Here is a 14,973-nt window from a genome sequence, read left to right on the forward strand (position 1 = left end):
GCGAATCCCGGATGTAAGGGAGCCCGGCGTGGAGACCCCATGAGCCCCTCAACGCCGCCAGATTCGCTGCCGCTTCCGCTGATTTTGCTGCTTCTGGCAGTAGTAATGGGCGGAGCCGCCGAAACATACTGGGTCTTTCAAAGGGAAATCCGGCTGGTGGAGACTTATGCGGGTATGCCTCCCGCTGAAGCCGAAGTCGAATGGCATTTCCGGGGGCTGGACGCGCGCGAACGGAGCCGGTTCGACCAGTTCAGCATCAGCCGGAATGAGGGAGTGCGGGAGTTTCACTGGATCTATCCCGAGGAAAGCGCCACTGCCGAGCGCAATGTACCCCGTTACCTCACGGCCGCGCTCCTCTACCCACGGCCTGTATACCGCCGGACTGTCACCGACTGCCGCAAGGAGCGCCAGACTGAAACCGCGCCGGGAGTGATCAACGAATGCGCCGGCTGAACATGCGGCTTCTCGCCGGGACCGGCCTTGCGCTTGTTCTTGCTCTGGTGGCAATCCACACGTGGTCGGCCGCCCGGCTGCCGCTCGCCTCCTACGACGGCCGCGTGATCTGGGCGTTCAAGGCACACGTGCTGTTCGAGCGCGGAACCCATGCCGACGAACTCCACAATCCGGATTTCCTGATACCGCATGCCGACTACCCTGCCCTGCTGCCGCTGCTGGCGGTCGAGGCGGCCACCCTTCTCGGATACTGGTCTCCGTCCATCCTCGCCTGGATCTGTATCTGCGCGTTCGCGGCGACCCTGTATGTCCTCTGGTGGCATGCCCGCCAGTCGCCCGTATCGTTGCTCGTAGTGGCCGCATGGGGACTGACACCGGCCTATCACCTGATTCATGAATCCTGCATACGGAGCGGCACCGCCGATATTCTTGTCGGGTTTCTGGTCCTGGTATCGGCCGTCTGCTCCGTGAGGGCTGAAACCGGCCAGCTCCGGCTCCTCTATCTCGCCGCCGGGTCGGCAACGCTGGGGCTGGCTGCCGCCACAAAATTCGACGGGCTCATGTGGGCCATCGCCTTTATTCCAATCGGCATGACTCTCGGTGGCAGTGACCGGGAATGGCTGAGCCGGGGAATGCAGACCACCGCCGGCTGCGGGATTTTTGCCGTGGCAGTGGCGGCCCCCTGGCTCCGCATGACCATGGAATGGAGCGCCGAGGCCACCGAACCCTATTTCTACCGCCTCGTGACGGGAGCCGGGCTGTTTGATATCGGCCGGTGGCTGACCCATGCCGGACAGATGCTGGCCGAACTGCTGCTCCGGCCCGACCGCGCCTCAATACCCATCTGGATCACGATTCTGGCGGCCGGTTTTGCATGGCGGAGGGGCCAACTCGACCGGATGAACCGGGCCATCATGGCGACTACCGGGCTGTTTCTCCTCTGCCTCCTGGGCGCATTCCAGGTATCACCTTGGCCGACGGGGGAACAGGTGCCGGTGACGCTCTACCGGCTGATGTCCCAGATCGCACCGGTAATGGCGCTGGTATCTGTCCGGGCTGTTCTCGCCATGGAACAACCGGTGCCAGCCAAAGGCAACGCGCCTGTTACCGCGTAAGCTCCGCCCCGGTCCAGAAAAAACGGACCGCTCTGCCGGTAGGCACGTCCGTGGCCTCCAGAACGGTATCCGCACTCAGGGTGTCCGCCCCCGGGAACCGGATGATCCACCTCCCACAGTGGCGAGCATCATCGGCGGCCGGTGCCTCTGCCGGCTCAGGATCGATTCCGGCAGGCAATAACGGCCCATCCCGGTCCGTCAGCAGCCGCCACTCCAGATCCTTTTCAGTCCGGCAGGCAATACCCGAAACATAGTGATCCACCCTGAATACCGGACCGGCAAAGCCGGACAGCGGCTCAACCTCGAACCAGAGATCCCTGTGGAGCCCACACTCGACAGCACCATCCGCATCGCAAAGCCTCGTGCTTTCGCCCCCTGCTGCCGGGGCGAACCCGCCCGTCCGGCGGATTTTTCCGCCAGGATACGGCGACCGGTCAAAGCAGGGGACATCCCGGCACAGTGACGGGTACGTCGGCACCAACGCCGCGCAGGCAGGTATCAGCAAAAGCCAGATTGCACAAGCCCGGCAGGCGTTCATTACTGACGCGGGGGGAGTCCCGTTCTCGCCCAGCAGAAACCGTCAACGCCACGGGGATTTGCACAGGCCATTTCCGCGGACCGGAAGACACAGGCCCTGTGAACAAAGCCCTCCTGGCCATCACGGGTACGGACGAGGAACCAGTCCGCACTGTCCGGCTGGTTGCGAATGACGAGGAGCGGCGCGCCCCGGTCGATCACGGTACCCGCTGGACCGGTCTCGGCAGCTGTCTTGAGGCCAGCAAAACGTCCATCTGGGCCGCATTCGGGAATGACGCCCTGCGGTCCTCCGGCATAGAAGACATCGTTACCGACATAGGAGGCGGCTACCCGGCGCAGATAGATATTCCGGTATCCGAACCAGGCCACAAGCAGCGAGGCGAGCACGATCGGGACAAAAATCCACCGCGCCACACCGCTATTCGGATTGGACTTTGTGCTGTCGCTCATCGTGCTTTCGCCACATACAGGCGGGCCTTTTCCAGTCCCAGTCTCAGATTGGAATCCAGAGGAAGTTCAAATGCCTCGTCCCACGAGAACCACCGCACGCGCGGGGCTTCCCCGTCAGGAGCGGAAACCGGAACTCTCATGTCGCCCATGACCAGATAACGCAGGTCGTGATGTGCGTGAGCCGGCTCGCTACCGCGTGCCGGAATGTCGTGCACATCCAGATCGAACGGCCGGGGCGCATCCGCTGCCAGTTCGAGTCCGGCCAGGCCTGTCTCTTCGGCAGCCTCACGAAGCGCACCTTCAGCCGGACCGGCATCGCCCGGTTCCAGATGCCCGCCCGGCTGAACCCATATCCCCAGTTTCACATGATGAAGGAGAACCGTCCCGCGTCCGCTGCGATCAACGAGAAACGCGCTCGCCGTGATATGGCCAGGAGCATATGTATCTCTTGAGAATGGCTGGTCCACGCCTGCCAGAAGATCAAGGATACGTTCCAGGGAACGTTCCTCGGCCGGATGGGCCGGCCGATAACCCGCCAGCAGTTCCAGGAGCCCGGACACATACGGCCTCCCGGCCATCTCTCTGGCTGCCTTGACGCCGTTCATAGAAAAGGCTGCCGGTCAGGCTCCGAAGAGATCCCGCACCGCACGGACCCGATCGGTCAGTGACGAAGCGTATAGTGCCTTCGTCGCCCCGGAGATCATCCGGTATGCCTGCTTCGAATACGGGTAGGAGATCGGCAGCCGGTCGGGCATGGGTGTCCGGTCATAGTTCACGTGATAGGCCTCGCACAGGTGCCGCAAGCCGTCATCCCCATGCACCCGGCCAATGCCTGACTCCTTGACGCCGCCCCACGGCGTTTCCGGTGCCGCGTGGGTCGGGAGCCAGTCATTCACCTGCACGGTGCCCGCATCGAGGCGTTCGGCAATCTGCCGCCCACGCTTGCGGTCACGGGTAAACACATAGGCGTCCAGTCCATAACGGGAGTTGTTCGACCTCTCGATGGCCTCGTCGATGCTTTCCACCCGCATAACCGGTATGACCGGTCCGAAGGTCTCCTCGGCGATCACGTCCATTGTCTCGGTTACGTTCGTGAGAACGGTCGGGGGATAGAACAGGCCGGGACCGTCAGGACGCTTGCCACCGGTGTGGATCACGGCACCCTGCTCACGGGCACGGTCCACCTGCTGCTCGATGATCTTGAGCTGCCCCTCGTCGGTCATGGCCCCCACGTCCACCTCGTCCAGCGGGTTCCCCTGCCGGAGACGTTTCACGCGCTCGACGATTTTCTCGACGAGAGGTTCGTATGTCTTGCCCACCGCGTAGACCCGTTCAATGGAAGCGCAGACCTGGCCCGAATTGGCCAGGGCGCCGAACACGATCGAGTTCGCCGCCTGATTGAGGTTGGCGTCTTCGCAGACGATCGCCGGATCCTTGCCCCCCAGTTCCATCGTCGTCTCGATCAGGTATTTCCCCGCTTCCGCGGCGATGGCCTTGCCGGTCTCGGTGGAACCGGTAAACGAGACGAAGTCCACGCCCATCCCGACCATCTCCATGGCCGTGCGGCCCGGAGCCGTGACGACCTGGTAGATATCCGGCGGCAGTCCGGCTTCATCGAACAGCTTGCGCGTATGGAGCGCGATGAGCGGCGTGAGCGATGCCGGCTTGTGGACCACGGCATTACCCGCCATGAGTGCCATGATCACCTCGCCCGTCGGGATCGTGAACGGGAAGTTCCACGGGCTGATGAGAAGCAGCACCCCTCGCGGCTTGTAATGGACATAGGATGCCCGGTGGAGAAACAGGTGAAGCGGAATCTTCTTCGGACTCAGGATGCGTCCGGCATTCCTGGCGAAATAGGTTGCCAGATCGGCAATCGGCATGATCTCCATCATCACCGATTCCTGGAGCGTCTTGCCGTTTTCCTGAGACAGGAGCCTTGCCGTCTCGTCAATCCGGTCGAGCAGTGCATCCCGGAACCGGAGCATGATCCGGCCCCGGTCCTCGTAGGACTTTTTCGCCCAGATCTTCTGTGCCGAGCGTGCGCGCTTTACCGCCTCGCGGCATTCTTCCACGGTCCGGGCGGGAACCTCACCCAGCCTGTTCCCTGTGGCCTTCTCGAAAACCTCGATCACCTTTGCCATGAGTCTTCTCCTCCGCAGCGGCGGGCCAGCCCCATCGCCAGTCCCAGCCTGACGCAATAGCCCGCCCGCCATAAGGCGGCAACCAGGCTCTCCCCGCAGCCGCAGGCCCTTATCATCAGGGGATTTCTATGGCTGAATCAGCCTCAGCAGGTGCCTTTCGCTTTGCCCTTTTCCATGGAAGCGGCTTAACCTCGCACCGCCCCGCAGCAGCCAATCCGGGAGGACAGACGCACATGGACAGCAGTTTTTTTGACCGTTACTTCAACGATTCTCATCGCCAGTTCCGGGCCACCTGCGCCCGCTTTGCCAAGGAAGAGATCGCTCCCCACGCCTACGAGTGGGAAGAAGCGGAGACCTTCGACCGCGAGCTGTACCGTAAAGCCGCCAAGGCAGGTCTTCTGGGCGCGATGCTGCCGGAACAGTACGGTGGCGGGGGCGGCGATATTTTCCACAGCATCGTGATGACCGAGGAACTGCTTCGGGGTGGAAGCACCGGAGTCGTTGTGGGGCTGGGCTCCCTCGGCATCGGCCTGCCTCCCATCCTGTATCTGGGAACTGAGGAGCAGAAAAAGCGCTTCATCCCACCCGTGCTCGCCGGCGACAAGATATCCGCCCTGGCGATCACCGAGCCAGGTACTGGCAGCGACGTGGCCGGGATCCAGACGAAAGCTGAAAGAGACGGCGACCATTATGTCCTTAACGGCGCGAAGATATTCATCACCTCCGGCGTCCGGGCCGACTACGTATCTGTGCTGGCCCGGACGGGTCCCGATCCGCATGGTGGCCTTACCTTTTTCCTCGTCGAAAAGGGCATGCCTGGCTTCACCGTCTCGCGGTCCCTGAAGAAGACCGGCTGGCGGGCGTCAGATACCGGAGAGCTCTCATTCGACAATGTACGTGTTCCGGTGGCGAACCGCCTCGGCGCCGAAGGCACCGGTTTCGTCCAGCTCATGAAGAACTTCCAGGGCGAGCGGATCTCGCTCGCCGTGCAAGCCTATGCACTGGCCGAGATAGCCTTCGACGAGGCCTTTTCCTATGCGAGAGAACGCAAGGCGTTCGGCAAGACCCTCGCCGGTTTCCAGGTGACGCGCCACAAGCTGGCCGACATGGCGACCCGGGTATTTACTGCGAAATCCATCACCTACCAGTGCGCCGACAGGATGCAGAAGGGCGAATACATCGTTCGCGAGGTCTCCATGGCAAAGAACTTCGCCGCCGAGATAGCGCAGGAAGTCTGCTACGAGGCGGTCCAGATCTTCGGTGGCATGGGGTACATGCGCGAGACACTGGTGGAACGTATCTCCCGCGACGTACGCCTTATTCCCATTGGCGGCGGCACCCAGGAGATCATGAAGGAGATCATCGCCAAGGCGCTGGGGATATAGGACGGTCAGTTCACCGTCTCCATCTGCCTTTTCACGCGGACCAGTTCCCGCTGGATCTGCGGCAGGTCGGGGGCGCCGGGCGAAAGCTCCAGATACCGGAGCAGGTCTTCGTAAGCGAGGCCATATTTGCCGAGCCGGGCGCGCAGCAGGCCCCGGTCGCGAATTTCGTTTCCCTGATCAGGCATCGCGGCGAGAATGAACTCGACCGCCTTCAGGGCCGACTCCAGGTCGCCCCGTGAAAGGTACACGCCTTTCAGGTTACGGAGCGAGCGTTCGATGATGAGGCGATTGCTCCACGGCCGGAAGCAGTCGTCCGTCACCTCGAAGCCGGGCCCGAACAGCCGCTGGACGAGATTTACACATTCGTCGCGGGTAATCGTTTTCCATCCATGGAACGGATCGAAATAGAAAATGCGGCCAGCCGCCTCATGGCTGCATACGAAGTGTCCCGGCAGGCCCACACCCCTGATGGCTAGCCCCATACGCCGTCCGAGCTCGATCGAGATGATTGATAGCGAAATGGGAATGCCCTGCCGGGTTTCCAGAACACGGGGGAGAAAGCTGTTGTCGGTTTCGTAGTAGCGCTCGCGGTTGCCGCTGAACTTTTCCTCTCCAGCCAGATACCGGGCGAGTATGCGGAGCTGGAGCAGGGGCTCGGACGTATTGCCCAACCGTTCGCGGAGGCCTTTTTCCAGCCGGTCCATTCCGGCCCGGCAACTATCCGGATCGAACTGGCAGCCGAGCCCTTCGGCCAGCAGCAGCGACAGCTCGAAAAGCGATGGCTCCGGGTGTTCCTGCCGGGCCAGCTTCGTGAACTTGTCGAGGGCGGGATGGACGAACATCGGCTTTCGGGCACCACGTTCCAGGTCGGAACTGCAATGGTCTAGTCACGAAACCGGGGATCTGTCACCGGTTGCCGCGTTATTTGCGCCCAAACGTAGGGTCAGCAGCCGGGCTCCGCCGCCCTTCCCTGCTTATGCCTGCTTTCCGCTCTTGCTGTCCGTCGCGCCGACCAGCACCACCATCTTACCCTGATGCTTGTTTTCGTACATAAGCTGATGGACATGCGGAATCTTGTCGAAGTCGAACACATCGTCCACGACCGGAACAATTTTCTTTTCCATGATGAGCTGATTTGCCCGGTGGCATTCATAGGCATTGGCGAAGTGTGAGCCCAGGATTTCCTTCTGGCGCATCCAGAGATACCGAACGTCGAAGTTCAGCTCGAAACCGCTCGTGGCGCCGCAAATCACGATTTTGCCAAACTTTTTGGCGACGAACACCGACGTGGAGAACGTCTCAGCGCCCACATGCTCGAACACCACGTCCACGTCCTGACCGCCGGTGATTTCGCGCACGGCCTTGCCGAAGGCGCGCATCATCGTGATCTCATCCTTCTTGGCTTCTGGCGTCGTGGCAATTCCCTGCGGGAACTTGAACTGCTTGCGGTTGATGTAACCAACGGCGCCCAGCTTCTTCACCATCTCACCCTTGGCATCGCTAGACACCACGCCAATGGCGTTCGCGCCGTAGAGCTTGCAGAGCTGTATGGCGAAAATACCAAGGCCCCCGGCGGCCCCCCACACGAGTACCCAGTCGCCGGCCTGTATCTTTGCCCGGGTAATGAGCATCCGGTAGGCCGTGCAGTAGGTCAGCGCGTAACTCGCCGCATCGGTCCAGGTAAGGTGTTTTGGCTTCGGGAGAAGCTGCTGTGACTGGACCTTGGTAAACTGGGCGAAGCTGCCCCAGTTCGTCTCGTATCCCCAGATCTGCTGCTGCTCGCAGGCCATCGGGTCGCGGCCGTTGCAGGCTGGGCACTGGCCGCAGGACTGGTTGCAGTGAATGACCACCTCATCGCCGGGCTTCCAGAGCTTCACCTCGGAGCCGACCTTCCAGACGATTCCAGCGGCATCGGAACCGCCGATGTGGAAGGTGTCCTTGCGGGCCTTGATGATGGAAATGGGCTTTCCGAGTGCCGCCCACACGTTGTTGTAGTTGATACCGGCAGCCATCACGAGGACGAGCACCTCGTTGGCCCCGATTTCCGGCACGTCAATCAGCTCCCGCTGGAAGGCAGTCTTGGGTTCGCTCTCGCGCTCCGGGCGAATCACATAGGCGTGCATCTTCTTCGGCAGTTCGCCGATCTTGGAGGGGACGGTTCCGATATCGAAGGTTTCCATGCGGGATTACCACCTTGAAGAGAATTCCGGACTGGTTTTTGAGTTTGCCGAACCCCGGTTCGGCCCCTGCCCATTACCCACCACCGGGACGGCAAATCAAGGAGGGTGTTCCTCCCAATAAAACTCCACGTATTCCCACTGCGGCACCCGCATGACACATTCTCCCCGATGCCCCTCTTCTCCCTCCAAGGCGCGTTCGATGAAACATCGGCCCGGCAGTATGACCTCGTGGCCCGCAGGGCCCTGGAGCCGCTGTTCGACCTGACAGTGAAGGAGATCACCCGGCTGGGCGGCGGCAGTTTTGCCCCTGGATCGATCGTAGACCTCGGCTCCGGGCCGGGGGTGCTGACGCACAGGCTCGCCCGGCAGTTCCCCCAGGCGGAAGTCACGGGCATCGAACCCTCCACGCCCATGCTGAAGCGGGCCAACGCCACCCCCGCGCCGGGAGTGAGATTCATCGAGGGATCGGCGGAAAATATTCCGCTGCCGGATGCGAGCGCGGACCTCCTTGTCAGCCACAACTCGATCAAGCACTGGCGGGACCGCACGAAAGGACTGCAAGAGATCGCCCGGGTGCTGAAACCCGGCGGTATCCTGTGGATGTGCGAAATCGACCGGGACGCAAGGTGGCCTGACGCATGGCGTTTCATCCGGCAGACCGGCAAGCCACTGATGGTGCTCCCGTTCAAGCTGATCGTCGTCCGGAACGGCCTCAGCGCGCCGGAACTGGCCCGGCTCCTGAAAGACCTGCCCTTCGAATCGATCCAGGTGGCCCCGGCCGATGGGCTCCCCATGATCCGGGCGATGGGCCGCCGGGCCTGACAATTGCCCCCTGTCCGGCATCCCGCCACACTTCAGTCACATGAAGCGCGCCCGGTCATGTAGCATCCTGCTGGCAGCCATGCTGCTGGCGGCTCTGGCCGCGCCCCGCGGAGTCCATGCCGTGCCGTTTGAAGATGCGCTGATTTACTTCCCGAGCCGTTACCCAGACGGAATGTGGGATCTTGCCGGGCGCAGGTTCCCGGCAGGCCCGTGGGCCACCTCCGCGTCAGACCAGTGGATCACCACCGCCGATGGAGTGAAAATCCATGCCTGGTACGCCCGTCCCGAATCGCGTCAAACCGGTGGGGCCACACCTGCGCCGGACAATCCGCTGACTATCCTCTATTTCCACGGAAACGCCGGAAGCATCGCCGACCGGCATGGCATCATGCTCAGTTTCGTGGAGCTGGGGGCTGCGGTGCTGGCCGTGGATTACCGGGGGTACGGCCGAAGCGAGGGCAAACCCGGCGAAAAGGGGCTTTATCTCGATGCCGAGGCAGCCTGGAACCATTTGACCGGCCCGCTTGGGGTTCCGGCCGAACGGATCATCCTGTTCGGCAAGAGTCTGGGTGGCGGTCCGGCGGTGGAACTCGCCACCAGAGTGCGGCCTGCGGGGCTGTTTCTCCAGTCCACATTCACGTCAATTCCAGACATGGCCAGGGAACTCCTGCCCTTCGTTCCCCGATTCCTGATCCGCACGAAGATGGATTCACTGGCGAAAATCCGGAACGTCAGATGCCCGGTGCTGATCATTCACGGACGGCGGGATGAAATCGTCCCGTTCCGCATGGGCCAGAAACTGTATGAGTCCGCCCCCGAGCCCAAGCGTTTCGTGGAAATTGCCCATGCCCGTCATAACGATACGGTCTTTTCGGGGCCGCACTACATCCGAGCCGTTCGGGAGTTTCTCGGCCAGGTTGACAGTTCGCAGGCTCCCGTGGCGGTGGACTGACTTCTGCGTCATAAAGACACCATTATTTTTCTGAGGTCAGATTGGAAACCAGCCCGTAATTCTGTCTAGTTTAGGTGGAATGCGGGAACGGAACGGAATCTCGAACCTTTGCAAACTACTGGTCCTGACAATCGTCGCCGGGGTGGGTCCAGCCGCTGCCCAGAGCCGCCAGTCGATACCTGCAACCAGCCTTTCACCCCGCCCGGTCGTCATTACTGGGAAGCAGGTGTCCGGTGTTACCGGGCTGCCAATCGAATCCATCTCGCTCGCACGGTGCGTGCAAAACAGCCTCGCCGCCCTTCCGTTCCAGATCGATGAACGCAATGCGGACGGGTATATCGTTCCGGGCCAGCCGCATCCCTCCGTCAAGCCGGACGAGCAGCCGGGCATATTCGACGACAATGACGAGATCGTGTTCATGTTCCGCGAAATCACGCCGGGCTGCGAAACGCTGCCAGAGGGAATTGCGGAGAAGGTAATCCCGGTCAGGATTGAGAGCGAGTATTTCAATCCGCCGCGCTATATTTACGTTCTCGTCAATGCCGCCCGGAAGCCACCCGTTCCGGTTTATGTCCGCCACGATCCTGTGCGCGACCGGACTTCCAGCCCCTTTTTCGAATTTGGCTATGACCCGAAGAACGCGGCGATTTTTGACCACCTGGTGATCTCCCAGATCCGGGGGCTGGAAAAGGCCAACATCATCGACCGGCTGAAGGTCCGGATCATCAGCCGGGCCGTGGCCGACCTCATCACGATCCGCCTGAACGAGGACCACCTGAAATCCACGCTTTACGGGTACCGCGCCGGTCCGCTCCGTGTGAGCCGGCTGGTGAATGTTGTCCTGACTCCGGTGCCGGGGTTCACAATTCCCGTCACGGTCGAAACTACCCAGTATGACCGGCTATGGGATGCGCGGGTATCATTCACGCTCCCCAGGTCCCTCACGGCGCTCATGTCGAGCCAGGAGATGTTCTTCATCGTCGATTTCCGTGACCTGCGCGGCACGACCTTTGTCACTGTCGCCAATCCGCAGGGGGCCGTCATTGATGGCATCACACAGGACGAGGAAAAGCAGCTCAACCTTGGCGCCGAACACTGGTTTTTCATTACCGGCCGGGGAGCAAACGCGCTGATGATGATGGACACCTCGCCAAACCTGCAGCTCAAGTTCCGGGCCGATTTCGTGGACGACGCCACCTATGCCAACCCGCCAGAAAACGTCGTGGGCGGCCTGCCGTCTGCCGGGTTCCACCTGACCGGCTGGGAACAGATCAGGAGCGGCAGTTACTGGTTTTTTGGACGGTTCGTGACCCTCCCCGGCTTTCCTGAAGATGGCGGTGCCGGCTGGTATCAGGCTTTCAACAGCCCCATCAAGACCATTGCTGAACCCGCCCGATAGCCCCTTGATGAAATCCCCTTCGGCCGTCCATGATCCGTTCATCAGGTTATGAGCGGAACAGAGACACCCGGGCCGGGAGCGGCGGGAATACCCCGGCGCAGCTTTCTCAAGGTGGGCGCCATTGGGACTGCCGCCGTTGCCGCGGGCGGAGTCGCCCTCGCGCTCCGTCAGACTGTTTTGCGCGATCTCCCCAAGGATGGCCTGATGGTCTTCACACCAAAGGAATACGCCATCTTCGCAGCAGTGGCGGATATTGTCTGTCCGCCGCGTGCCGAGGGTGTTCCGAATGCGACCGACCTCGACGTCGCCCGCACGGCCGACCGGCAGCTGGCCAAACTGGATGTTGCCGTCCAGAAAGAGTTCAAGATCCTTCTCAATCTGTTCGATAGCGCGCTCGCCGGTTTCCTGTTCGACGGCCGCCTGAAGCCGTTCACGCAGCTTTCCCCGGCCAAACAGGCCGAGGCTTTCATGGCGTGGGGAGATTCGGGAGTCCCCTTCCGTCGCACCGCTTTTGAAGCCCTGAAGCGGCTAGCTGGCGCGATGTACTACATCCAGCCTTCCATCTGGGAACGGACTGGTTACAACGGTCCGCCGGACGTGAGCGGATATCGCGAAGCGATACGCCAGAAACGGGAAGCTGCCGCCCGCGAGGCTCCGGCCCCGGAGGAACCCCGCTGATGGCCATTTACCGGGGCACGGAACTGGAGAAAGACCTCTCGCTGGAATGCGACGTCTGCATCGTGGGATCGGGAGCAGGCGGTGCCCATGTGGCGGCGCGGCTCGCGGCCGCCGGCAAGCGGGTGATCGTTCTGGAAGAAGGCGGCTACTACACCAGCGACGATTTCAACATGGACGAAGCGGAGATGTTCCATCATCTCTACCAGGAACACGCCAACCGGGCGACAGCCGATCTCTCCATCTCCATCCTTCAGGGCCGCTCTGTCGGCGGAACGACGACAGTCAACTGGACAACGAGCTTCCGGACGCCGAAGCCGGTCATGGACTACTGGGCCGGCCGGTTCGGCGTCGAGAACCTCACCTACGATGCCCTCGTCCCACACTGGGAACGGGTGGAGGAACGCCTCAATATCCGCGAAGTCCCGCTGGATTTCATGAACCGGAACAACCGGGTGCTCTGGGACGGCGCGACGAAGCTCGGATGGGAGCCCCACCTCCTGAAACGCAACGTCCGCGACTGCGCCTCACTCGGGTACTGCGGCATGGGCTGTCCCTTGGATGCCAAGCAGTCGATGCTGGTAACCATGATCCCCGAGGCCGTGGACCATGGCGCGGATGTCTATGCGAACGTCCGTGTCCAGACCATCGAGTCCGAGGGAAGCCGGATATCGAAGGTGAACGGTGTTGCCATGCACCCGGACGGAAACCGGACCACCAGCCGGACGATTACGGTCCGGTCGAAGGTGACGGTGCTCTCCGGGGGGGCCATCAACAACCCCGCCCTGCTCCTCAGGTCGAAGCTGGGCAACCGCAACGGCCGGGTCGGGAAGCGCACCTTCCTGCATCCGGTTATCGCCTCGGCCGCCATATTCGACGACCCGATCGAGCCCTTTTACGGCGCGCCGCAGTCAGTGGCATCGCACTACTTCCAGGATCGCGGGCCGGACAAAATGGGATTCTTCATCGAAGCGGCCCCGATCTTCCCTGTCTTCGGCGGATCGGCCTCCCCCGGCATCGGCAAGGATCTGCAGGAGATCATGGACGCCCTGTACCGGATGAACGCGACCGTCGCGATCGGTATTGACGGTTTCGACGACAAGGATCTGGACGAGGGCGCCACTGTGACGCTGAAGGACGGCGGCCATCCGAAAATCGACTACAAGTGGACGCCGCGCCTGTCGGAAATGCTCCGCGAGGGAAACAAGCGGGTCGTCGAGATCCAGCTTGCCGCCGGAGCGGCCTATACCCAGTCGTTCCATACTCGCGGGGTAAAGATCAGGTCGACATCCGAGCTGTCGAAACTGGATTCGGCACCCTATGAGCCCAACCGGGTCAAATGTTTCACCGCGCACCAGATGGGCGGCTGTATCATGGGCAAGGATCCGAAGGTTTCGGTGGTCGATTCCCGGCTGAAGCACCATGAGTTCGACAACCTGTTCATTATCGACGGATCGGTGTTCCCCACCTCGCTGGGCGTCAACCCGCAGCTCTCCATCTACGGCCTGTCATCGTGGGCCAGCCAGCACGTCATTGCGGCGGTGTAAATCTCCCCGGCTCCTTGCGGCACCAGATGAGCCGCGCTAGATAATCCGTTCCGCTGAATGACTGTTCATTCAGCATGGAAGGGAGTCCGACACATGCCGCTCGATTTCACCATGCCCGACGAACTCAAGCAGATCCGCGCCTCGGCCGAAAAGATGGTCCGAAAGTTCGATCCCGTGATCGAGCAGATGCGGCACGACATTCATGTCAACCGCCGGTTTCCGCAGGAGCTGTGGGACGCCGCCGCCGAGGCGGGATTTCTCGGCGCGCTGGTGCCCGAAGCCTATGGCGGTACCGATATCGGCATCACGGCGATGGGCGTGGCGATGGAGACCATGACCTCGCACGGCCTGGGCAATGTCCTGTTCGTGCTGACGCCGATGGACGCGCTCTGCATCCTCCGGCACGGCTCCGAGGAGATGAAAAAGGAGTACCTGCCGCAGATCGCCAGCGGAAAGCTCAAGTTCTGCTTTGCCATTACCGAGCCGGACGCGGGTTCCAACACCTTCCGGATCACCACGCACGCGAAGAAGGATGGCGACGACTACGTCATCAACGGCCAGAAGACCTTTATTACCGGTGCCGACGTGGCCGACTACATGCTGCTCGTGACGCGAACGACGCCGTACGAGGATCTCAAGGCAAAGAACCTGCCCAAGACCCATGGTTTTGGCCTCTTTATCGTTCCGACGAACATCAAGGGACTGGAAAAGCGGAAAATCCCCACCCACGGCATCGAGGGAATGAACCAGTTCACGCTGTTCCTCGATAATGTGCGCCTTCCGGCCCGCAGCCTCGTGGGCCAGCACGACCAGGGCTTTCTCCCTATGTTCGAGGCGCTGAACCCCGAACGCATCCTGGCAGGATTTTCGGCATCGGGCTCCATTGATTACCTCCTCTCACGGGCAGTGAAATACGCCAAGGAGAGGAGCGTGTTCGGCGGCAAGCCGATCGGGGCCTACCAGGGAATCCAGCACCCGCTGGCCGAGATCAAGATCGAGGCGGAAGCGATGCGTCTCATGACCTACAAGGCGGCCTGGGCCTATGACGCCAAGCTCCCGGCTACCGAGGTCGGCACCTATGCCAACTACGCCAAATACCTGGCCGCCGAAATTGCCATCAAGGCGGCAGACCGGGCCATTCAGACCATGGGCGGATACGGATTCTCCGAGGAATACGGCGTCATCCACCACTGGACCGGGATGCGCCTGATGCGAACGGCGCCTGTCTCGAAGGAGATGATCCTCTCGTTCGTGAGCGAGCATATCCTGGGCCTGCCGCGCAGCTACTGACCGCCTCCGGCCGCGGATTACCGG

15 protein-coding genes are annotated in these 14,973 nt (G+C 61.8%); 9 read left to right on the plus strand and 6 right to left on the minus strand.

Annotation, left to right across the window (positions count from 1 at the left end):
• Positions 1 to 39: 39 nt before the first annotated feature.
• Positions 40 to 453: a hypothetical protein gene (locus KIT79_09810; protein ID MCW5829595.1), complete on the plus strand. Its 414-nt coding sequence runs from the start codon at positions 40 to 42 to the stop codon at positions 451 to 453.
• Complete coding sequence (locus KIT79_09815; protein ID MCW5829596.1) at positions 441 to 1,568, plus strand: hypothetical protein; 1,128 nt, start codon at positions 441 to 443, stop codon at positions 1,566 to 1,568. Before KIT79_09810 ends, KIT79_09815 begins: the two co-directional genes overlap by 13 nt.
• Here the strand turns inward: KIT79_09815 and KIT79_09820 are convergent.
• Genes KIT79_09820 through KIT79_09835 form a run of 4 tightly spaced genes read right to left on the minus strand, consistent with a single transcriptional unit; the run spans position 1,558 to position 4,699 of the window.
• Positions 1,558 to 2,046, minus strand: coding sequence for a hypothetical protein (locus KIT79_09820; protein ID MCW5829597.1), 489 nt, complete (start codon positions 2,044 to 2,046; stop codon positions 1,558 to 1,560). The genes KIT79_09815 and KIT79_09820 overlap by 11 nt on opposite strands.
• Before the next feature lie 59 nt (positions 2,047 to 2,105).
• The gene (locus tag KIT79_09825; GenBank protein ID MCW5829598.1) at positions 2,106 to 2,555 is read right to left on the minus strand and encodes a hypothetical protein; all 450 of its coding nucleotides are present in this window, start codon (positions 2,553 to 2,555) and stop codon (positions 2,106 to 2,108) included.
• On the minus strand, positions 2,552 to 3,115 hold the full coding sequence (locus KIT79_09830) for an NUDIX domain-containing protein (GenBank protein ID MCW5829599.1): 564 nt from the start codon (positions 3,113 to 3,115) through the stop codon (positions 2,552 to 2,554). Before KIT79_09830 ends, KIT79_09825 begins: the two co-directional genes overlap by 4 nt.
• 60 nt (positions 3,116 to 3,175) lie before the next feature.
• Entirely contained in the window at positions 3,176 to 4,699 is a 1,524-nt protein-coding gene (locus KIT79_09835) for an aldehyde dehydrogenase family protein (GenBank protein MCW5829600.1), read from the minus strand.
• A gap of 233 nt (positions 4,700 to 4,932) precedes the next feature.
• Here KIT79_09835 and KIT79_09840 point away from each other — a divergent pair, with 233 nt between their 5' ends.
• Complete coding sequence (locus KIT79_09840) at positions 4,933 to 6,084, plus strand: acyl-CoA dehydrogenase family protein (protein MCW5829601.1); 1,152 nt, start codon at positions 4,933 to 4,935, stop codon at positions 6,082 to 6,084.
• Positions 6,085 to 6,089: 5 nt separating this feature from the next.
• Here KIT79_09840 and KIT79_09845 read toward each other — a convergent pair whose 3' ends face one another.
• On the minus strand, positions 6,090 to 6,926 hold the full coding sequence (locus KIT79_09845) for a tetratricopeptide repeat protein (protein ID MCW5829602.1): 837 nt from the start codon (positions 6,924 to 6,926) through the stop codon (positions 6,090 to 6,092).
• A gap of 132 nt (positions 6,927 to 7,058) precedes the next feature.
• Entirely contained in the window at positions 7,059 to 8,264 is a 1,206-nt protein-coding gene (ccrA, locus tag KIT79_09850) for a crotonyl-CoA carboxylase/reductase (GenBank protein ID MCW5829603.1), read from the minus strand.
• A 168-nt stretch (positions 8,265 to 8,432) separates the two neighbouring features.
• Between ccrA and KIT79_09855 the strand changes: the two genes are divergently transcribed.
• The 6 genes from KIT79_09855 to KIT79_09880 all read left to right on the plus strand — a co-directional run bounded on the left by KIT79_09855 (position 8,433) and on the right by KIT79_09880 (position 14,949).
• Positions 8,433 to 9,086: a class I SAM-dependent methyltransferase gene (locus tag KIT79_09855; protein MCW5829604.1), complete on the plus strand. Its 654-nt coding sequence runs from the start codon at positions 8,433 to 8,435 to the stop codon at positions 9,084 to 9,086.
• Positions 9,087 to 9,126: 40 nt separating this feature from the next.
• Positions 9,127 to 10,038 carry an alpha/beta hydrolase gene (locus tag KIT79_09860; protein MCW5829605.1) on the plus strand — a complete coding sequence of 304 codons (912 nt, stop codon included), beginning with the start codon at positions 9,127 to 9,129 and terminating at the stop codon, positions 10,036 to 10,038.
• A gap of 79 nt (positions 10,039 to 10,117) precedes the next feature.
• Positions 10,118 to 11,437 carry a hypothetical protein gene (locus KIT79_09865; GenBank protein MCW5829606.1) on the plus strand — a complete coding sequence of 440 codons (1,320 nt, stop codon included), beginning with the start codon at positions 10,118 to 10,120 and terminating at the stop codon, positions 11,435 to 11,437.
• A 48-nt stretch (positions 11,438 to 11,485) separates the two neighbouring features.
• Positions 11,486 to 12,115, plus strand: a complete 630-nt coding sequence (locus KIT79_09870) for a gluconate 2-dehydrogenase subunit 3 family protein (protein MCW5829607.1) — start codon at positions 11,486 to 11,488, stop codon at positions 12,113 to 12,115.
• On the plus strand, positions 12,115 to 13,659 hold the full coding sequence (locus tag KIT79_09875) for a GMC family oxidoreductase (protein MCW5829608.1): 1,545 nt from the start codon (positions 12,115 to 12,117) through the stop codon (positions 13,657 to 13,659). The genes KIT79_09870 and KIT79_09875 overlap by 1 nt, the downstream gene beginning before the upstream one ends.
• Positions 13,660 to 13,752: 93 nt before the next feature.
• Positions 13,753 to 14,949, plus strand: coding sequence for an acyl-CoA/acyl-ACP dehydrogenase (locus tag KIT79_09880; protein ID MCW5829609.1), 1,197 nt, complete (start codon positions 13,753 to 13,755; stop codon positions 14,947 to 14,949).
• Positions 14,950 to 14,973 lie beyond the last annotated feature (24 nt).

The organism is Deltaproteobacteria bacterium, from assembly GCA_026129095.1.
In the GTDB taxonomy this organism is placed as follows: domain Bacteria; phylum JAGRBM01; class JAGRBM01; order JAGRBM01; family JAHCIT01; genus JAHCIT01.